The following is a 22,189-nucleotide window of genomic DNA, read 5'->3' as shown; positions in this document are numbered from 1 at the left end:
CTTTGATCCGGAAATGCTGAATAAACGACGAGTCCTCCTGCTCCTGAACGCCTACGACCAGCCGACGCATCAGGCGGCCGTTGAAGCCGCCCGGAAATTTAACTGGCACCTCGATGCCAATCTGCTCACTCCGACCGGTATGATTAACCGATGGCGCGGTGACGGCATTCTGAGTTCGCTCACCGACAATCCGCGCACGGCCGGTTTTGTCCTTCAGCACCCGGAAATTCCCTGTGTCGATCTTTCCTCCTGGCGGAACGATATTCAACGGCCGCGCGTCGCCGCCGACAACACGGCCATCGGCCGGATTGCCGCACGTCACTTTCTCTCCTACGACCACCGCCACTTTGCCTGGTACGCCAGCACACCGACCCCGTTCGGCGAAGCCCGCCTGACGGCTTTCAGCGCTGAACTGCAGAAAAGCGGAAAAACGGTAATCCGCCTCGATGGAACCGGCAGCCTCAATTACAGCACCATGGCCGGCCGTTTACAGAACCTGCCCCGCCCCTGCGCCATCTTTACCGCCAACGATGCCGACGCCGCCTGGATTTCCGCCCTCTGTCTGGAAGCCGGATTTCAGGTTCCGCTCGATTTTTCCATTCTGGGTGTCGACAACAACCCGCTGGTCTGTGAAGTACAGGCCGTACCGATTTCCAGCATCGACCGCGACACCGCCGGCATGGTCCAGCAAGGCGCTGCACTGCTGCAGGCCGCCATGGACGGACGCCCCATTGTACCCGAAACCGTATTTATCCAACCCAAAGGGGTAATCACCCGCGCCAGCTCCGATGCCTTTGTTATGGCCGACGAACTGATCCGCCGCGCCATTCTCTATCTCCAGCAGAACCTCCCCGCAAAAATAGGCACCCCCGAAGTTGCCGCAGAACTCGGCATTTCACGCAGTCTGCTGAACCGACGCTTCCGGGAATCAACACAAACCACCCTCCACCAGACCCTCATGAAAATGCGCCTCAACAAAGCCGCCGAACTGCTGCTCTACACCAACTGGACCATCGAGCGTATTGCCGCCGAAACCGGCTTCACCCACGCCTCCCACCTCAGTAACAGCTTCAGAAAACATTTCGGACAAAGCCCCCAGACTTATCGGAAATCCCGATAAAAAAAGCCGCCCTGCAGGACGGCTTTTCAAACTTTGTAAATTTCCAATGATTGGAAATCAGAAACCGAGCTGTTTTTTATTCAGCCCTTTTTCGCCAACGGCTTTTTCGGGAGCCACTTCGGCGATGATGGCTTTCATCTCTTTCACGCGGTTGGGATAGATTTCGGCGAGGTTATGTTCCTCGGCCGGATCTTCCGTAAGATGGAACAGCAGACCCGGTTCCGGAACGGTGGTTTCTTTCCACCCGCTTCCGGCTTTCCAGGTCATGATGCCGAGGCGTTCGGTGACGCTGCCCGGCGGAATATATTTCCAGTTTCCTTTACGCACAGCAATCTGAGTCAGGGCTTCCTGAATTACATATTCCCGCCCTTCCAGCTTTTCCCCGAGAAATGTGGAAAGCAGCGGCTGTCCGTCCTGCCCCGCGTTTTTCGGCATCGGTTTTCCAATCAGCTCAGCAATGGACGCATAAAGGTCGACCTGGCTCACAATCGCATCGGAAATTCCCGGTTTGGATTTTCCGGGCCAGGTAACGATGAACGGAATACGCGTTCCGCCTTCCCAGCGGCTGTATTTTCCGCCGCGCCACGGGCCGGAAGCATCGTGCGTTCCCTGCCGCTCAATGCCCGCTTCCCAGTAGCCGTCGAACAGAACCGGACCGTTATCAGAGGTCACCACAATCAGCGTATTCTCATACTGCCCGGTTTCCTTCAGCGTCTGAACAATCCGGCCGACACACCAGTCAAAAACCGCCAGCGCATCGCCGCGCGCCCCGAGACTGGTAGAGCCCTGGAACCGAGGATGCACCACGCGCGGCACATGATTTTCGTTCAATGCATAATAGAGGAAAAAGGGATTTTCTTTGTTTTCACGAATAAACGCCTGCGCCTTACGAAGATACGTGTCAGCCATATCCTCATCTTTAAAACGGGCACTGTTTCCTCCGCTCATCCAACCGATACGACTGACCCCGTTCACAATGGTTTTACCATGCTGTTCATCGGCCTGCAGTTTCAGCAGATGCGGATGCGTGATGCCGGTCGGATCATTTCCAACCGGTTTCTGATAATTAACCTCAATCGGATCCGAGGGATCCAGCCCGACAACCCGGCCGTTTTTAATGAAAACCGACGGTACACGGTCAGCCGTTGCCGCCATGTGGAAGGATTCCTGGAAGCCGACTTCTCTGGGACCCGGCGCAATTTCACCGTTCCAGTCGAGCGGCTTATCCGGGGAACCGAGGCCCAGATGCCATTTTCCGGACAGCATGGTTTTATACCCGTTATCTGCCAGAAACTGTGCAATGGTCGGGCGCGACGGATCGATGATCAGCGGCGCATTGCCCGGCAGAATTTTTGCGGCTTTATTCCGGAAGGCATATTCGCCGGTCAGCATCGAATAACGTGATGGCGTACAGGTGGCCGCCGTGCAGTAGCCGCCGGTGAAACGAACCCCCTCTTCCGCCAGCGTGTCTATGGCCGCCGTATCGACCTCTCCGCCATAGCAGCTGAAATCACCGTAACCGATATCATCGCCGTAAATGAAAACGATGTTGGGTTTTTCCGCAACGGCGGAAAACGTGACGGCCGTCAAGGCCGACAGAATGAATTTGAATTTCATGGGATCTCTCCTTGTTATCTTAACGAACAGAAAAACGATAAATGGTCTTCGATTCAAAATGTTCTCCGGGCCGGAGAATGGTATTCGGGAATTCAGGTTTATTCGGGCTGTCCGGGAAATGCTGGGTTTCCAGACACAGCGCACTGCGCTTCCGGTAACGCTCACCCGACTTTCCCACCAGATCACCGCTCAGATAATTTGCGGTATAAAGTTGAATGCCGGGCTCCGTGGTAATGACCTCCATACATCTTCCGGATTCCGGATCATACAGCTCGGCGGAAACCGGGCCATCCGAAAGAACAAAAGTATGATCATACCCCATCCCGATCTGCAGCTGAGGATGTTCGGCATCTATATCGCGACCGACTGCCTTTGCCCGGAGAAAATCAAACGGAGTTCCGGACACGGGAAGTTTTCTGCCGGTTGGAATCGAAAACTCATCGGTTTCAAGAATACAGTCTGCATCGATTCGCAACGCATGATTCAGCACCGTCGACGCCCCCTCGCCCGCCAGATTGAAATAGGTATGATTCGTCAGATTGATCGGTGTCGCTTTATCCGTCGCAGCCCGATACTGAATGATCAACTCATCAGCATCGGTCAGCGTATATATAACCTGAACCTGCAGGGTGCCGGGATATCCCTCTTCCCCATCTCTTGAAACATAGCTGAAGCTGACGCTGTTATGCGTGGAAGCGCCGGTCCATTCGACTTTGTCAAACCCAACCATGCCGCCGTGCAGATGGTTCGGACCGTTATTTGCTGCCAATTCATATTCCCGGCCATCGAGGGCAAATTTTCCATTGGCAATCCGCCCGGCATACCGCCCGACAACACAGCCGAAATAGGGTTTCTTTTGCGCGGTTTTATAGGCATTGATATCCTCATAACCCAGCACAACATCAGCCATGCTGCCATCGCGATCCGGCACGTTTATGGAAGTGATACGCGCGCCATAGGAGGCCAGTTGAACCTCCATCCCACCGGAGTTTCTGAGGGTATAGTGCCCGGGTCTGTGCTCAACCGTTTTGTGAGAAACACAACCGGACAGCAACACCGCAAAACCGAGCACTGTACACTCCTTCACCATAATGATTTAGAATCCCCTGTTATCTTTCACAGACAGTGTCGGCTTCGTGGCCCCATCAGCAAGCACCCCTTTTTTGTTTTTTCCGATATAGGTATTTCCGGAGATTTCCACATGACGGCAGTTCTTCAGGTCAAACAGATAGGCATCACGCATCGGCTTGAAAGTATCGGTCTGTTTGATGGTATTACCTTTAAAAACAAATCCGTCCACCCGGTCGAGCCAGACAATCCGGTTATCAAATGTTTCAATAGTATTATTGATAAAACGAATATTCCGATCATAAGGAATCGTATCATCAAAAGTTTTTCCAAGCCGGGGCGTCACATTGAGCACCGCATGCTCCATCCCGCTCGAAGCACAGTCTTTAAATCGGTTATGCTGAATCAGCACATCCTCAACGGCACCGGATTCAAACCAGTGGAATGTTTCACCACGCAGAAAAACGGCCGACATGTGTGACGAAAAATCATTGTTCTCAATCAGAATCGGCCGCGGCGTTTTAATCACCACATTCCGGGCGCGGTGCTTTTCAAAATGGTTTCCGCGCATGGTGAACGTCGGATTCCAGGTCTTATTTTCCAGCACATCGCCTTTCTTCAGTTTTCCGGGAACCGGATTTGTAAACGTCAGTTCAATGAATCGGTCATTCAGCACTTTGACTCTGGATACCGTATTCACTTCACCGCGGGACGGATCAGGGTGATGAATAAACCAGCATTCGTCGCCGACTCCGGCAAATTCAAAACCGAGCTGCTGAAAATGCATCAGTCTGACGCGCACGCTGTGCTGATCAAGGACCTTATCCACTTCAACATAGGTTCCATGCACGTTAGTGGAATCATCAAGCATGCCTTTGAAACGAGCATTTTCCACCAGAATTTCCCCTTTGCAGTTCGCAAAGTGCGTTCCATCGGCGATGATCGAAACCACACGTTCGGAACCTTCCCGGACATAGACCCCGCCGCCCCGGATCGTTCCGGTGTCGCAACGTTCCAGCAGAAATCCCATGCCCAGCGCATGATGAATCACCACATTTTCAAACAGCAGATTTGAAGAGGAGATTCCCTGAAAAGCCGGCGCATAACGGTTTTTCTTTCCTTTGGAATTAAGGATCTGTCCCACCTTCGGCCAATGCTTAAGCTTTTCGTAAAAACGCAGATTTCCATTTTTCAGTTTCTGAACTTTTTCGGGCTGGCTGGTAAAGTCCCAGGCCCCGTATGCAACCTCTTTCGTCTCTTTGTTAAAAGCCAGGGTTGATCCAACGAGATTATAGGAAAAGCCGTCAATATCCGGAAAGCGCAAATGATTATTCCGGATCGTCCAGCTGAATCCATCCGTTGCCGGTTTGATCTCGCGCCAGCCTTCCTCTTCGTTAACGGCGACCACTTCTCCCTGAAAACAGAACGGAATATCCCAATCTACAACCACATCTTTAACCGTAACACGGCTGCAGTTTTCAAAGCGGAACGGAAACATCTGTCCATGGAAAATAAACTCGGAACCATTTCCCTCGATTTCAACGGAATCGAAACCATCGAACAGAAAAGCAATATTTTTCAACCCGTTATCATGGTTGGTGATATAGCAATACCGATGAAGTGCAAAATCCGGCCGAAAGCGGTATTCCCCCGCTGCAAATACCAGTTTGACATCACGATCCTTCACCTGTTCCAAGGCTGCACGCAACTCGGGCATACGATCACCCTTCGTCGGTTCAAAACGAATCACTTCCAAAGCCTGAACACATAACGGTCCGATGGCCAGAAACAAGGCCACCGCCGTTTTTACTCTTCTGTAGTTCATAGAATATCCTTTTTCATTTAAAGCCAAACAGTATACGGCGGATTTACAAGTTGAACACAAACGATCTTGCCAAAATCATATAAAAAACCGCCAAGAAAATCATTAACCGAAAAAACCCGCGCCATTCGGCACGGGCTTCAATCAACATTTTACAAAGACCGATAACTCAGTACCGGGCCCGTGGCGGCCCCTCAGGAAAGACGCGCTCACCCTGCTCATTCAAATAACGCCCTACCGGGAAATCCTTAAGTTTTTCATAGGCGTCTTCAATCCAGCCAGCAGTTGCTTTTTTCGCAATGATCTCACCGCGTTTATCCTTCACCACAATAAGATAGCCGTAATCTTTTTCTCCACGCACGGTAAAATCAGCTGACTCCCATTCCCGCGGCTCAATCTTGCGCAAATGAACCGTGTTCCCTGAAAAATTGTACTCCTTTTGATTTTCATCCAGCACAAAGGTTGATTCCTGACGATCCAACAGCAGATAGGTATCCGCATAATTCTGCACGCCGATGGCATAAAATTCTGCGGTCAATTCATGAGGATAGGCCTTCGGACTCTTCTTCCGGATTTTTCCCGTGTAAACCGCATCATATCCAACCACTTCATCCTTAACGCCATCACTGTAAGCGAATACAGGATCCTCTTTGTTGCTGACCGACACCTGCAGATCCGGGGGATTGCAGAGTTCAATATAGTTCAGGTCCTCTGCAGAGAGCATGCTCAGTGCGATTTTACGCTGTTTACCTTTTGCATCTTTCAGCACCACTTTATCGCCCATCCGGGTAACATATTCCGCTTCAAGCACCCCGCCACCGCTCGTACTCCAACTTCTCAGCTTTGATATTTTTTCAGGAATAGCCGGTTCAACCGTTTCTGCGGACACCATCTCAACCGTTGAATCATCTGACAGCGGGGAGGCCTCATTCTGCTCCGACGCATTGCTTGCAAAATCATTAAATACCGGACCGTTGGTGAGTGAAATTTCACCCGGAACCATGTCCCGCATGATCATATCCTGCAAATCATGTGAAGGATATGCTGTTTTGAACGCAGGCAAACGCGGCCCCCCCCCCGGCCGCGTTTCATAGTCCACCCCTTCTTCCTGGATGGCCAGCATCAGACAGCACAGGCCACCGGCATCCGAAATCAGAATTTCGATATCCTGCGGCTCATTGGCCTTCAGCGTCACCCAATCGCCAACCACCGCTGTCCAGTTGCCCATCCACCATTTCCGGTTATCCGCTGAAGAAGAGCGCCAGACATCGCCCATATACTCTTCTTCGGTGCCCTTCCACCAGCCGCCGAGCACCATCTCGTTATCGACTTTCACGCCAATGGTCATATCGGCCTGACAGACAAAACGGAACGTAATATCTTCCGGATACACAATCTGTCCTTTGTAGTGCACTATCCAGTACTGACTGTCACGGTCGCTTTCGCCAAATGACAACGGAGCAACGTTGGAGAACATTTCAGGAACCACAACCATAGAGCCGTATAGTTTTTTGGGAGAACGGTAATAACGCGACAGCGTCGATGTTTTCCATCCGCTCTTATAAAAGCGGTGAACAAGGTCTTTTAAAATATCACCGCTATAGGTAATGGGTCTTCCGGTCCGATCACGCATTATTGTATAGAATGTACCAACCAGGTCATTACCTGCTGACACATCATCACCGAGCACTGATGGCGCAACATCCAATGAGCCCAAATCAAATCCGCCGACATCACCAATGAGACCATCCGCCATACCCGACATTTCCGGAAGCTGGATATCCGGCATGGAAGCACGTTGCACCTTGGTAACGATGCGCGTAGTCGATCTCGGTTTTACCGATTTTTTGACCTTCACCTTCGGCTTCTTCAATTTCATTTTCGGCCGATCAACCGGTTTGGGCGGAACAAATTTTTTCTCTTCCTTTTGAACGACATTAAAAACCACCAGCATCCCGGCGAGCGCGAAAGCCGCCGCATGAATAGCAATACTGATAATGAAGCCGCTTGGAGCTCCCTTATTCACTTTTTTTGAACGCATTTTCTTTTTCATCATCATTCCCCAAATCAAATAATCAACACCGCAGGTGCAACCTTTTCTCTTTTTTTACACTATAAGTTTTACGCACTGTTGCGTATGGGGAATATAGCTATTTGCGCAATAAACATACGAAATCGGTACCTATCAAAAACTGCGAAATCTTCACTACCTCGGAATCGGAACGCATTTTTTTACATCCGAATTTCGCACATGTTTCGACACCGTACGTTGAAAACTATTTGCGTAATCACGAATATACATGCGATATATTGCCACATGTTACACTCAAATGAGACGCCGCGTATTGCCATCATGATGGGGACGCCTAACGACTGGGCCCGAAAAATTCTTAAAGGCATTCTATCCTATGCCAGCGAAGCGGGTTTCTGGGATGTATGGATCCGCCCCACGGCACCGGTTGAAATTAAACAGCTTCCTGCCGACTGGGAAGGGCACGGCGTCATTGGCAGAATCATCTCCCCCTCTTTGGCCGAGGAACTCAAACAGCGGAAGATCCCGGCCGTGAGTGTCGAGGACAGCTATCTAGAGGGCTACACCTTCCCTTATGTCAGGACCGATGACTCCATTTCCACTGCCATGGCCGCCGATTTCTTCATTGAACGCGGTTTTAAAAATCTGGCGTTTGCCGCACCGGACTATCTGGCCAACGTATCCTGGTATGCAGAAGAATACCGCCGGGTTCTTCACACACGCGGATTCCAATGCCCCGGCTTTTTCAGCACACGTCATGAACGTAATCTTCAGGAAAAATTGACTCACTGGCTCGCAGAACTCCCGAAACCGGTCGGCATCCTCGCCTATGCCGAGGGCATCGGCCGCCAAATCATCGAAGCCTGCCGCACCGCCGGCGTAAAAGTCCCGCACGACGTCGCCGTACTGAGTGGAAGCTATGATGAACTGATGTGCTACGCTTGCAATCCGCCGCTTTCCGGCATTCTGCTTCCCACAGAACAGATAGGCTATAAAGCCGCAAAACTGCTGCACCGGATGATGCTTGGTGAAGATGTCCCACACAAAACGACATTCCTACCCCCTCTTGGCATCAGGGAACACCTCTCCACCGACACCCTCGCAGTCGATGACCCTGCACTGGTCCCCCTTGTAAATTATCTTAAAGCCCACGCCTTTGAACCCCTCACCATGGACGATATTCTCAAATCCATCCCCATGAGCCGACGTACACTTGAGCGCCGCTTCCAGAAAGCCTTCGGTCGAACACCGTTCGATGAAATCAGACAGATCCGCATCAATCATGCCCGCAAACTGCTCGTTGAAACCGACAAACCGCTTCAAATTATTGCTGAAGAATGCGGTTACACCACCTACAACTACCTTGCTCAGGTTTTCAAACAGGTCACAGGCTGCAGCCCCAGCACATACCGCAAACGTATGCGCGTGTGACTTCCAAAGACTGGAATTCGTCTCTCCTCCCCAAAAAAACACCCGCCGGGAAACGGCGGGTGCTTACCATCGCATCCCGGAGGCGGGACGCAGTGGATTGTATTATGGCTATTCGACAACCGTTTTGAAGAAACGGATGGAACGGCCCGCAGTTGGAATGGCATTTGTTACCGCTTCAAACTCGGGAGCCCAACCCGCCCAGTCACCACCGGCAGAAACTTCGGTAAAGTCCACCCCTTCCACCAGCGTCTCATCGAAGCCTCCAATCACCAGGCTGTCGGCCGCCTTGAGGGTATAGGTCGGAGCCACCCCTTTCAGGCGCGGATAGATGTACACAAAGTCATCTCCATCCATATACATTCTGCGTTGCGTAATGCCGATATCCGTCCCATCCAGTGGGTCGCCACCCATGCCCCATTCGTATAGGTTATCAGCGCCATCGCCGTCCAGATCAGCACTTTCCACCGCATCCTCATTGTAGATCCCCTGCTCATCGCACCACTTTTGGAACACAGATGGTGAACTGCCGTAGAGCAACCGCATGTGATCCACCCAGGCATCATTACTGGCCGCTGCATTTTCAGCAAAAAAGCCGAAGGCATTGATATCATCAAAGCCGATTTCATCACCGGTGACATACGTTCCTTCCCGCACCATAAGGTTGGTATCTGTAGCTGATGCCAGAGTCACCGTCGTCCATCGCTCATCGCCCAGATCCAGACTCCGATCAGCATTCAACGAACTTTCGGCTACATACCAGGTCGAACCGTTGCGAACCGCAGGGAAACAGTACCACTGGTATTTGTCCCATTCTCCGGAAAGATCGTTTACTGTATTATCCAGCGAAGGACACTCCACCCAATACATGGCCGATGCACCTTCCGCGAAACGGAAGCGGGCCCCACCATTCCAGCGCAACTCCACATTCGGCCGGTTCGCCTCATAGGCACTGTTGGTCGGAGCCTGAATCACCGCTTTGAGATCCGGATGCGGCGGATTGGCATACCATGAATCCGATGCCCCGATAACTGAGTACGCCTCGACTCCTTCACCCTGCCAGTAATTCAACTCACCGGAAACCGTGGGTGCGCTTAGTCCAGTTGCCCAGTGATTGCCCGCCGACAATGCAACTTCACCGCCCCACTCAAGATGAAGCGTCCGGCCCAGCGCTCGAACCACCAATGGATCAGACAATGCACTTTCCCCCGCCGGATAAACGGAAGAAACTTTATAGAAATACGAACGAAGATCCGTCAATCCGGTGTCCAGGAAAAACTTATCGGTGGCCGGCACGCTGCTCAGCAACACATACGGTCCACCATTCGTTTCTGCACGGTAGATATTATAGCTCAACTCCTCACCGAAATTTTTCCAGTCCACGGTAATCTCAAGATTGCCCAGAGCACTGTCCAGACTATATGGCGGAAGCATAACGGGATCACTGGATGAGGTATAGGTTACGGAAAGGGAATCAACCGACACATCCACCTGCTGTTCGGCACTCGGTGCACCCCGACTCATACCGAAATAAACGAGCGGTTCACCCCATACAACCGTGGGCTTGCCCCACTCATTATCATCGGCCGTAGTATGCCATTGTCCTTCATAGGTCACTCCGGCAACCGTTGCCGTACACACCCCCATATAGGCAAGGTTATCCGTCGATTTACGGATCACATAGTCCAGCGTGATGGTATCCGTCGCAAAATCCGCTCCATTAGTAGCACTGATATCCATACCGGCAGGGTCCCAGCCCAGCTGTTCGCGGTTCAGAGCCAGCATGATATTTTCAGCCCAGTTGAAGTTGTTGATACTGATATCCACGCGTCCATCATCCCCTCCTACGCGGGCTGAAACCAGCACATCATCATCGCCTCCGACTTCCTTGTCACCATCAGTCGGATCCAGAACCGTATCCGGATTCGATGTAAGACCGAACATGAAGGTCTGGTATCCATTACCCAGCCGAGCAACTTCATACACATTGGTTACACCATCTGTGACATTCGTCTTAAACCCATCCGCTTCTGTTGAGAGAGAGAAGACCACAGTACCGCTCCAAGTGGCCGTTACCTCATTCGAGGTGGGCGCGGTATAATACACCTGATGAACTCCGCCGGTAGCTGTAAGTCCATATGTTTCAGCAACGCCGTCACCGGAAGAATCAATTTCAAACGCACCCGGAAGCGATGCGGAAAGTTGTTCCCATCCATTCTGCCCGGCCAAATCGCCATCTACATATGACGGATTATCTGAAGCTGCAAATGTGGTATCCAGAAAAGTCCCGGAAACAATCATCAGTGGCGTTCCCGAAACCGGCTCAGATTCCACATCCGCGGCACCCGCAGCTTTAGACACCACTTTATACCAGTAAACATTGCCGTTGATGGCCGTGCTGTCCGTAAAACGGTTTGTTGTAATTCCACTTCCTCCTGATACAGCAGTATAACCGCCGACTTCAGTATCAGACCGGAGAATATCATACGATTCCGCTTCAGTAACCGGATCCCAGGTCAGATTGACCGCACTATCTTCTCCCATAGCAGTAACCGCTGTAGCAACCAGAACCGGAGCATTGCCTGCTGATTTGATCAGACTGAGCGAATCAATTTGAATCCCTTTCCAGTACTGAACATCCTCATCCCACCAGCTGTAGCCCCTGGCCATCCCCATCATGTAATACGGGTCACTGGCCGCATAAGCCCCCGGCTTCTCCACAGAAACGGTTGAACCCGGATAATTCGAACCGGTCAGCGTATTCATCAGCGAAGCGGTGATGGTATAAAATCCGCTGTCCCGCGTTTTCCGCACATTCCACGTGATTTCCAATGGGTCCGAATCCAGCTCACTTCCGATCGTCATCCCCAGATCATCTGCAGTTACAGCCAGACACTCTACAAACGTTCCGCTTGCATCCGCCGTACCGATATAAAGTTTATCCGGCCAGCCGGTTTCAATAATCAGCGGCACATCATCGGAACTGGCATTCCTGAGCCCATTGGTCACAGTCGTTGAAGTACCGATTTTAAAGAATGCCCCATGGCGCCATTTGGTTCCGCTCCAGTTGAACGAGCACTCCATGCTGCCGTCCCATTCATCATCCATCGCATTGCCCGACGGCGTATTTCCCAGACTTACATAATAATCGAGTCCCGAACTGCCATCCCCGTTAGAAACCGCCATGTTGTTCGTCACGTTGAATGCTCCGGCGCCAGCACCGGAAGCCGCCACTTCCAGCCAATCGCCCTGCCCCGCCAGATCTCCATCCGAATAGGTCGAAAAATCGTCGGTAATGATACTCTGCCCCAACGCTGCGGAAACCATCCCCGAGCCGGCAAGCAGAGCAATGAACAAGGTATTCCTCTTCATTATGATACTCCCTTTAGTTTTGTTGATTCATCCCGTGGTCCACACCGGAAATTCCGGCACGCACCTCCTCTCGATCAAACTCAAGCTTCAGAAAGCCTTTGTCTGATGGTTGAATAAAATCACATTGCTGACGTTTTTCTATATGTCTTCGCGCATGAAAAATATGTGTTTCCGCCATGCACAATTTCGCCGATTAAAAAACACAAAACAGAAGATCCGGAGGGAAAATTTTACAGGGCCGCCTCTACCTTAAGCCGGAAAAAGAGCTGCTTTTCAGCGTCACCATTCAGCTTATAATCCAATTTATCCATTCCGGCATAGCCCGACGGGCGATTCGTGATCGATTCAAAACTGTTGGTCCATCCGCCAACCACCAGATTCGTCGCCCACTCCACATTATAGGAAACGCCTGAATTCGGATTGGTCAGCGCAACATGATAATAGTGAACCGAATCATCGAGTTGATATTCAACATCCGGCGCAATGCCGCGATCTGATGAATTCGTAGGATTCCCCCCCAAGGCATACTCCACAAAATCACTGACCCCGTTGGCATCCGCATCATCATTCGGATCCCCGCTCAGCCCATATGCAATAACAAAATTATCCCACCCGTTCTGAGGAAGTGCTGTAAATGCCGTAGCTTTAAAATAACGGGTTTCACTGGCACGGTATTTTATATTGGTCGATAATTGTTGAAAAGTGGCCAGATAACCCACCGCATTAATATCCTCCAGAGTAATAGAGGCACTTCCCCCCACCGACGCCACACCACCGACATGCGGCGTAAAATCAAACCAGCTCAGACTTTCCGGATCTTCCTCAGCAAAAAGTGTAAACGTATCGCTCGTATCCACCGCATCACTGGCATACCATTGGCCATCCATCTTACGCACCAGCCAGCGGAACTGCGAATCGGTATCGGCTGAATTATTCACCCGGGTTTCAATCTCAAGGCTCTTCAGAATATAGGCATTGGTAAGATAATTCTCCCACACCACCATAGCCGCGTAATCCGGATCATTTTTTGCCGTAGTAATATAATCGCCCAGCGTACCGCCATCAGTAATCTGCTTAACATTAAATGCATTTTTCGATGCGTGATTAAACACCGGAGAGCGACCACGGCTATCCGGATAATAATCCGGTCCCGGCAGCGGTGAAGCCGTATTTCCATAAGTATATGTAGTGAACGCCGGATAAGGGTTAAAGTTCTGTGTATTGGTCACAATACCGTCATCCCCGCCCGGTTTCCCCCACTGCACAATCGTTGAAAGTTGCGGCACAACATCCTGAGAAACCACCTCCAACAGACGCATCTCGAAAGGTTCCAGCACGAAAGAAGACGAATGCGCCTCCCCGGTCAGCATGTCCGTACAAACCGCCCCCTCCCCGTTTCGCATAACGAGAGACAATGATGCCGCCGAATGACCCAGATTCACAATGGAAACCACCGCATTGCCCGCTTCATTTGTCACACATTTCCACGCACAACCTTCAGTTCCAATCCCATTGGTTTCAGAAATCTCCACCGGCGGCAGGTCCACCCGAGCCAGCGCCTGCTCTTTCATATCAGCCAGCGAAACCGCAGAAATGAGCGTACCGGCAGAAGGGGCCAGCCCACCGATCCCCCGACCGTATTCATCCTTCCGAAGACTGTCAGAATCGATCACCACCGAGCCCCCGCCGTCGAGATATGCCTGCAGGGCCGCCACCTGATTGGTCGTTGCAAATTCAGTTTCATGCACCAGCACTACATCCCACAGGTCGTGCCCCTGCTTCGTCAGAATATTTTCTGTCACAAATCCGACCGGAACGCCTTCAAAATAGAGTTTTTCATAAAGCTCAAATATTTCATCCATATATTCAGGCTTGTTAATCGCCGACGTCTCGGAATAGAAAATACGAATCGGTTTACGCTGGCGCTGCATGGCCATCACCTCTTCCGAAAAGGTATTCAGGTCCAACATCGTCTGTGCGACTTCATTCACGACCTGCGGCTGGAAATTATTCGATCCCCACCATCCGGTACCCACGTTCACCCCCTTACGCGGCGACCCATCACTCTGCCGTGCCCAGAACCAGATCTGGCTCGCAGTCAGCCCGTGCAGATGCGCCAGCCAGCAGGTCGCCCGCGCATAGGCCGGATCCAGAAAAAGATCCCGCGAACCGCCGGTGGAAAGATAGTGTGCCTCCGAATTAAAAGTGATTTTTTCAGGACTGACCGACTTGAAAAAATCGTATGACATACACATTTCCCGCCAATCAAATGCATAGGTCCCCTGCCACCACAGCGCCTTGCCCCACCAGTTGGTGTGATCCGCCCCGGCGTCATTTCCGATGATTTCACTCAGCTCGGTCAATGCCTCCATATCCAACCCATGCCCACGGTCGTTTTCACTCCACAGATTCGGCATAACTTTCAGGTGCACTTTCGCCGCCGCATCATTCGCGCGAATTGCACTTTTAACCCAGGTATACCACTCCGTCACCCGCCACTGATTGAACCGCACCCAGTCATACCACTGCGGCGTACCCTGCAGTCCTTCATAAATCGGAACGTCCAGATCCACCGCATCAAAATCTGCAAACGACGTTCCCCATAGTGCATTGAGGTCGGCAACTGTTGCATGCCGATCCTGCAGCCACACCCGGAATTTATCCATCGTATATTCCGAAACCGGTCCGCGCGCCCAGCCCCAGTCATCCGGCTCCATCGAATCTTTTTCCTTGGTAGTGTAAAAATGCGGTTCATTGCAGAGCATATAACCCAGTTCAGAAAACTTTTTTCCGCTCATGAAAGGCACGCAGGCATCGAACAGAAAACTCAGCATCTCCCGCGCTCCCGGATTATCGATATCATACCCGGTATACGTATCTTCCCGCATCTGAAAGCCCGGACCGTATTCGGCTTCCGCCCAGTTCGGTGCCGCTTTATTTCCCAGAAAGATAAAACCCAGTGTGCCGGACGATTTATTCGTCAGATCATTCATCGTCCACTGATTAATATCCCCTGAAGCATTCGAAATCTTATTCGGATCAAAATAAAACCCATCCTGATTGCCATGATACTCCGTCAACCAGTCATCCCCCGGCTTCCAGGTATAATCCGCCACAAAGGCCGGCCGGCCGTTAAACGTAAGCTGATCCCCGTCATGTGTCACTTGAGCCCAGTCAATCTCCGGGGCCGGCTTACGCGAAATTTCCCCATTAATCAACCGGGTCAAATTCGACGTACTTTTGTCCAGCATGTGGATTACATCCTGCCGCTCAAACTCCGGCATATATTCCGCCCAATACTCCGGATCATCTTTGAATGATCCTGACTTGGAAAAAATATTGGAATTCACCGATGTATTCGCTTCATCCCAGTCAGCATAGAAAAGAAAAATATCTGCAGTACGCAGCATCGTCCGCTCCTGCAGCGTATGAATACCCTGTCCCTCCGCCTGCACCACCAAATTCGACAGCGCCGCCATTTTTGCCCGGGCATCCTCTTCCAGCCCAGCCTGTGCCGCCAATGTCATTCCGGACAGCAATAATGCGGTCCACTGATTAGAGCTTTTCATCGTGTTTACCTCTTCTTTTCACCTACGTTGATCGGCAGATACAGAACCCTTCCACCAGCTTCGAATGTTTCGTAAACGGGGAAAACACGCTATAGGCAATCCAGCAAAAGATGTATGTAATTTTGCCGTTGCCTTCATCGGCAGAAGCGCTATGAAGCCTGTGGAGAAACTCGAAAAAACAAACGGCTGACAAACACGAAAAAAACAAAGCCCGGACAATTACGTTTCCATGTTTTTTGAAGCCCTCCGCAAGTCCTATACATATAAAAAAATCCCCGCATCGGCAGAATGCGGAGATTCTAGAAGTACCGGGAAACAGCGCCGAATCTACAGGATCGCGCGGATGCCGTTGTGCTGTTTCATTTTTTCCAGCAACTTGGACATCTCTTCAACTTTCTCAGGATACTGATCGGCAAGATTTTTGGTTTCAGCCGGATCATCCTTAAGGTTGAACAAGGTGGCGTCGAACGGAGCAAGACCTTTGGGATATTTAACCTTCTGCGGCTCGATATATTTCCAGTCACCGTTCCGCAGAGCAAGACCGGTGGCCTCTTCAATCATATATTCAAGCCCCTCAGAATCACGTCCCATAAAGGCATCCAAAGTATTGCGACTGTCGATGCCTTCGTCATCGTCCAGCTCCACACCAAGAAGCTCTGCAAAAGAAGCCATAAAATCGATCTGATTGACCGTGGCATCGGAGGTGCCGGGCTTTATGCGCGCCGGCCATTTTATGATGAGCGGAACACGGGTGCCTCCCTCGTAGATCTGATACTTTCCGCCACTCCATTTTCCGGAAGCATCGTGGCCGCGGTCATTTTCGCCAATAGACGTTTTCAGCGTCGTTCCATCATCATAACCATCGTCATAAACCGGTCCGTTGTCGGAGGAGAAAATCACGATTGTATTCTCCGAAAGGCCGTGCTCTTCCAACGTCTGAAGAATCTGGCCCACCGTCCAATCAAACTGAACCATGGCATCACCGCGGTAGCCCAGTTTGGTAGCCCCTTTAAACCGCGGATTCGGTGCACGCGGAACATGAACATCCTGCGAAGCAAAATACAGGAAAAACGGCGCGTCTTTGTGGTCAGCGATATACGCTTTCATTTCATCCACAAAAACATCAGAAATGGTTTCATCATTCCAAAGCGCAGCTTTTCCGCCGGACTGATAGCCGATACGGCCGATGCCGTTAATCACACTGTTATCGTGACCGTGAGTGCTTTGATAATAAGTCATCGCTTCGCGATTGGTTTGTCCATCCGGATACGGGGTTGACCCCGGCACCTGCACATCGGCAAGAGTTTTCCCCACATAGAGCGGATCAGCGGGATCGAGATTCAGCACACGATGGTTTTTCAGAAAAACACAAGGTACACGGTCGTTCGTGGAAGGCAGGAGAAAAGAATAATCAAAGCCGATTTCAATCGGCCCAGGCTTTACATCGCCATTCCAGTTCACTTTTTTACCGGGTGTTCCAATGCCCAGATGCCATTTCCCGATGACAGCAGTCTGATAGCCGGCTCTGCTAAACAGCTGCGGAAGCGTCAGTTTATCAAGCGGAATAAGCAGCGGGGCATCGGGCGGCAGTACGCGGGCATTATAACGAAACGCATGAATGCCCGTCAGCATGGAAAAGCGCGAAGGCGTGCACGTGGCAGCCGAACTGTGGCCATCGCTGAAATTAATGCCCTCGGCAGCCAGCCGGTCAATATTCGGCGTCGGAATCATTTCTGCGCCGTTTACACCGATATCCGCAAACCCTACGTCGTCGCCGTAAATAACAACCACATTGGGACGCGACAAATCCGTCGGCTGCCGGCCCGCGGCAATCGAAATCCCTGCACTGAGCAGGGTCATTAAAAACAGAGCACTCTTCACCTTTTCCTCCGAAAGTTTATAATCAGGTTTTATTTAAAATTCAGGTTTCAGCTAACACTACGAATCAGCACCACCCCATGTGGACGCACGGCAGCAGAAAAATGATGATCGAATGTACCGATATCTTTCTGACGCCAGACATCCCGGAACCGTTGCGGTCCATTCAGCCCCACCGCCTTCCAATCAATCGAAACAGTCTGTTTCACGGTGCCTTTGTTGAACATACCGAACGCCCGACTGCCGTCCGCCAGCTCTTTAACCACCACTTCAATATCGTCCGCGAGATCAATGGAATATCCAGGAATGCCCCGCTCATCCTGATTAATGGCCAACACCTCGGAATTCGTCAGCAAACCGAGCGTAAAATCATCCATCATTTCAATCGGACAGCCGATCAGCAGCGGGCACGACCAAAGCGCCCACAGCGAAATATGGGCATACTGCTCATCAGCCCCCAAGCGTGACGGTACCGGCTCGCCCTTACACCCTTCCGCAGTCGTTAAATTTCCCACCACAAGCATATCGGCATCCGGAAAATGACCGGGACCGCCGCGTGCGCCAGTCTCCAGCCAGCGGCGATGCGCAGTCCACTGTTCAATCAGATTAAAGTGATAGCATTCGCCATCCCAAAGATCCTTCAGATCACCGGCTGTGCGCCAGCAGCTCACCTCTGTCTCAAACAGATCCGCATGTTCAACCGGAGCGGAATTCGACAGCGAAAAAACCATATCCCGCCCGCACGCCTTCAGGGCATCGGCCATACGCTGCGTACTGATACGGTCGTTGGGTTTCCAGTCATATTTCAGATAATCGAATCCCCATTCGGCCCACTGGCGGGCATCCTCCTGCTCAAAACAGTATTTCCCGATTCGGAAACGTGCCCGCTTTTCGACGATATCATCCGGCCCTAAATCACGCTCCCAGTCCCCGCCCGGAGAATCGGAGGAGCCGCCGATACGTCCGGCATAGGTGCTCATCCACGGCGAAGAATAAATGCCGATTTTCAGCCCAAGCGCATGAACATCTGCGCAAAGTTTTCCAAGGTCCGGAAAACGTTCCGGATCCGGCTGAATGGCATTATGTACTCCGCCGCGGCGGCCCTGCCAGGCATCATCAATATTGATATAGCTCCATCCGTAATTGATCAGACCGGTCTCGACCATGGCTCGGGCAGAGTCGAGCACGTGCTGCTGCGTCACCCGTGTCCGCCAGCAGTTCCATGAATTCCAGCCCAGCGGCGGAGTCAGACAGATTGTTTTTCCAACTTTGATCGTAAAGCGTTTTTCCGCACACCCCGCCTCATTTTCCGCTACCAGAAGAACGGGATAATCAACGGTTTTTAAATCAGCAATCGTTCCGCTGATCACCCCGTCGACTTCATCCAAGTTCAATCCTTCCGGAAGATTTTCCGCCGACAGACGCATCGGCCGGTTTCCCGTGACCGGAATTTTGTAGAGGAATGGAGCCCCGGGCCGAACCCCGTATATTGAAGGTCCGTTGATGATCGGCCGGGACGGCGCCGGTGGAGTCAGAATATATTTCCCGCCTCCGCACACCGGATCATATACCGGGAGCGATTCTGTCGCAACGCATCGCGCTCCCTCCTGAGTCATACACTTTGCCGTTCCATTCATATCGTCTATGGTGCGGTTTTGAGAGCAATAACACTATATGGTTTGCCGTAAAAGACATTCGTTATTCCGTCATAAAAAAAGGCGCCCCGAAGGACGCCTTTTTCGATACACTCCACTAATAGTTTATTTTACTTCGAGCTTAATAAACTTCTTGTTCTCTCCAGTTCCGAGGTTTGTGGTGTATTCACTCAGCTCACCATCATCCACCGTTACTGTAATGGTTTCATTGGTCGTCCACTCTCCGAGAAGCAGATCCGTAGTCGACACAACATAGGCTTCGATCGAGCTGTCGCCTACCAGTGAGACGGTATATACGCCGGTCGCTGCATCGAATTCGGGCTGTGCTCCCTGATCATTCGCTCCGGACGGAAGAACCGGATTGCCGCCGAATACATATTCGCCGAAGTTGCTGAGACCGTCTCCATCATCATCATCGCTATCAGCTCCCGTAACCCCCTGACCTGCGGCCCAGAGATCGTACGCGGTCGGCAGCGAACCGGTAATTCCGACCGCCTTGAAGGAACGAACCTGTACGGCCAGATATCCGCCAGAACCCTGAACAACAGCGTAATAACCTACCGCCGCAATATCTTCCGTATCAATTACCGCAGCAGCACCGACGGACGCCGTTCCGCCATCGTGCGGCGTGAATTCATACCAGGACAGACTGGAGAGCGATCCGTTTAGCGTGGCATATGCTTTAACCACCTCAAAAGCTTCACTGGCATACCAGTTTCCGCTGGAGGCACTTTTCACCAGGAAGCGTACCGCACCGTTTGTGGCACTGTTCTGAGTGCGGATATCCAGCTCGAGGTTCTGAACCAGCGTCGGTTCCTGCAGGAAGTCTTCCCAGGTCACCATAGCTTCATATTCTTCCACTCCTTTGCCGAAATGAATGGCATCACCGTCTTCAATATCATAGACCTGTGCCCCGCCATATGCCGCACCGCAGGCATAGTTAAAGAGCGGCGAACGATCCGTGTTGTTGGGATAATAATCCGCACCGACGACCGGACTGTTGGTTTCGCCATCCACATAAGTTGTCGGATAAGGCGCCTCGCCGAGGGTGACATTTGCCGTAACAATATCGAGCTCTCCGCCCGGTGCCCCCCACTGCAGCAGCGTCGTTGAAGTCGGTCCCGGAACCGCCGTTGCTTTGAAGTAGCGCACATTGAACGCCTGGAACTTGCCATTCGTGATTCCACCCATCAGACCGTAAACACCAACAGCCTTAACATCGGTCATATCGATGTCTTCAATCGTCGTACCGACGGTTGCTGATCCTGCGGTAATCGGAGTAAAATCATACCAGCTCAGCGCATCCGCCTCCACATCGGCACCGGAAGTGAATCCCTTATCAAAAACGGTCGGCTCACTGGCGTACCATTCGCCGGTTCCTTTCTGGATCACGAAACGGTATGTGGAATTACTTTCTGCAATGAAGCCCGCGCCGGTTCCCTGAACCTCAGCGGCCAGCGTTTTAACGAATGTGTTGTTCGTCAGAAAGTTTTCCCAGACCACCATGCCTTCATAGAACTCTTTATTTTTACCCAGCTGTATGTAATCGCCTCCGTTTTTCACAAAAGCCGTTCCGTACGCTTCAGATACCGCAAGATTGTAATCCGGAGTACGGTCTGTGCTGTTGGTGTAATAAGCCACATTGGTCGGGCTGTGAACAGCACCTGCGGTGTACGTCGTGGGATAAGGTTTTCCGTTGGAAGTATCATTGGTAACGATGCCCGCATCGCCGCCGATATTCCCCCACTGCACAATCACCGGCGGAGGTTCCGGGGGAACAAACGTATTAAACGAGAAAGAATGGACCGTACGGTTAGTGACAGCTGCATTACTGTCGCTTTGTCCTACTCCGATAGAACCGTAAAGCTCAGAAGCATCAAAACTCAGTCCGCTTTCCGTAAAGCCGCCAATTTCAACTCCGGTATCCAGGTTGGTTACCACAGCGGTCCCCGTCCAGTCATTCGTTGTTTCACCGGCGATCAGCTGAAAAGTCAGCTGAATACGATCGCTTACCAGATCCGAGCTGCCCTCATCATCTCCACGCACAATACCCACATCCGCAGTTGAAAAGGTGTCACTGGCACTGCCGGACGCTCCGGTCACATTGTCACCTCCACCAGAACCCCAGTCGGTCTGCAGGTCGATGTCAAACCCTGTTCCATTGCGATCAAATGAAAGCACGAGCTGATTATTCAGACTGTCCACCTCATTGGTATCGGCAAAACCGGTATTAAAGAATGGCTTCCGGAGTGCATTCGTTACATTGAAAGAATCCTGAAAAGTGAATGTGGCGGACACCCTGTACGCCTTGCCCTCAGTAAACACACCCTGTTCGGCCGTATACACCGCATTGTTATAGCCATCTTCGGTACAGCTGCCGGCAACGGCATCAACAGTCCATTGGGCCGCACTCCAGTTGCTGTTGTTATCCAGGGGCCCGGTCACATACCCCTCGGCGGCAGTAAAATTGACGGTAGCGGCCTGTACCGCTGCAGCCTGCACCAGACCCAGGCCCAATGCGAAAGCATATCGTGTTCTAATTTTCATCCTGATATTTCCTTTTGGAGTTATACGGATTCGCATCCGTTTATCATATGGAAGGAGCGTTTCTGCTAATGCAGATTGCCT

The 22,189-nt window shown here is 51.6% G+C and carries 12 protein-coding genes; 2 read left to right on the top strand and 10 right to left on the bottom strand.

Annotated features, from left to right (window positions below):
* Window positions 1-13 precede the first annotated feature (13 nt).
* A complete protein-coding gene (locus P9H32_RS17870) occupies window positions 14-1,120 on the top strand; it encodes a helix-turn-helix domain-containing protein (RefSeq protein ID WP_322610288.1) in 1,107 nt (368 codons plus the stop codon).
* 57 nt (window positions 1,121-1,177) lie between these two features.
* On the opposite strand, the gene P9H32_RS17865 is transcribed toward P9H32_RS17870, so the two are convergent.
* The 4 genes from P9H32_RS17865 to P9H32_RS17850 all read right to left on the bottom strand — a co-directional run bounded on the left by P9H32_RS17865 (window position 1,178) and on the right by P9H32_RS17850 (window position 7,680).
* The gene (locus P9H32_RS17865; RefSeq protein ID WP_322610287.1) at window positions 1,178-2,737 is read right to left on the bottom strand and encodes a sulfatase family protein; all 1,560 of its coding nucleotides are present in this window, start codon (window positions 2,735-2,737) and stop codon (window positions 1,178-1,180) included.
* Between the two features lie 19 nt (window positions 2,738-2,756).
* Window positions 2,757-3,827, bottom strand: coding sequence for an aldose epimerase family protein (locus tag P9H32_RS17860; protein ID WP_322610286.1), 1,071 nt, complete (start codon window positions 3,825-3,827; stop codon window positions 2,757-2,759).
* A gap of 6 nt (window positions 3,828-3,833) precedes the next feature.
* Window positions 3,834-5,630, bottom strand: a complete 1,797-nt coding sequence (locus P9H32_RS17855; RefSeq protein ID WP_322610285.1) for an alpha-1,3-galactosidase-related protein — start codon at window positions 5,628-5,630, stop codon at window positions 3,834-3,836.
* A 166-nt stretch (window positions 5,631-5,796) separates the two neighbouring features.
* Window positions 5,797-7,680 carry a hypothetical protein gene (locus P9H32_RS17850; RefSeq protein ID WP_322610284.1) on the bottom strand — a complete coding sequence of 628 codons (1,884 nt, stop codon included), beginning with the start codon at window positions 7,678-7,680 and terminating at the stop codon, window positions 5,797-5,799.
* 264 nt (window positions 7,681-7,944) lie between these two features.
* Between P9H32_RS17850 and P9H32_RS17845 the strand changes: the two genes are divergently transcribed.
* On the top strand, window positions 7,945-9,090 hold the full coding sequence (locus P9H32_RS17845; RefSeq protein WP_322610283.1) for an AraC family transcriptional regulator: 1,146 nt from the start codon (window positions 7,945-7,947) through the stop codon (window positions 9,088-9,090).
* Between the two features lie 108 nt (window positions 9,091-9,198).
* On the opposite strand, the gene P9H32_RS17840 is transcribed toward P9H32_RS17845, so the two are convergent.
* The 6 genes from P9H32_RS17840 to P9H32_RS17815 form a co-directional block, all read right to left on the bottom strand.
* On the bottom strand, window positions 9,199-12,459 hold the full coding sequence (locus tag P9H32_RS17840) for a fibronectin type III domain-containing protein (protein ID WP_322610282.1): 3,261 nt from the start codon (window positions 12,457-12,459) through the stop codon (window positions 9,199-9,201).
* 13 nt (window positions 12,460-12,472) lie between these two features.
* The gene (locus P9H32_RS17835; RefSeq protein ID WP_322610281.1) at window positions 12,473-12,637 is read right to left on the bottom strand and encodes a hypothetical protein; all 165 of its coding nucleotides are present in this window, start codon (window positions 12,635-12,637) and stop codon (window positions 12,473-12,475) included.
* 52 nt (window positions 12,638-12,689) lie between these two features.
* Window positions 12,690-16,028 carry a beta-galactosidase gene (locus P9H32_RS17830; protein ID WP_322610280.1) on the bottom strand — a complete coding sequence of 1,113 codons (3,339 nt, stop codon included), beginning with the start codon at window positions 16,026-16,028 and terminating at the stop codon, window positions 12,690-12,692.
* Between the two features lie 327 nt (window positions 16,029-16,355).
* Window positions 16,356-17,909: a sulfatase family protein gene (locus tag P9H32_RS17825; protein ID WP_322610279.1), complete on the bottom strand. Its 1,554-nt coding sequence runs from the start codon at window positions 17,907-17,909 to the stop codon at window positions 16,356-16,358.
* A 47-nt stretch (window positions 17,910-17,956) separates the two neighbouring features.
* The gene (locus P9H32_RS17820; RefSeq protein ID WP_322610278.1) at window positions 17,957-19,522 is read right to left on the bottom strand and encodes a putative Ig domain-containing protein; all 1,566 of its coding nucleotides are present in this window, start codon (window positions 19,520-19,522) and stop codon (window positions 17,957-17,959) included.
* Between the two features lie 144 nt (window positions 19,523-19,666).
* Window positions 19,667-22,108 (bottom strand): hypothetical protein, encoded by a 2,442-nt coding sequence (locus tag P9H32_RS17815; protein ID WP_322610277.1) that lies wholly within the window; start codon window positions 22,106-22,108, stop codon window positions 19,667-19,669.
* Window positions 22,109-22,189 lie beyond the last annotated feature (81 nt).

Origin of the sequence: Pontiella agarivorans (assembly GCF_034531395.1) — a bacterium.
In the GTDB taxonomy this organism is placed as follows: domain Bacteria; phylum Verrucomicrobiota; class Kiritimatiellia; order Kiritimatiellales; family Pontiellaceae; genus Pontiella; species Pontiella agarivorans.
The sequence above is the reverse complement of the archived record's forward strand: the minus strand, read 5'-3'. Positions and strand labels throughout refer to the sequence as shown.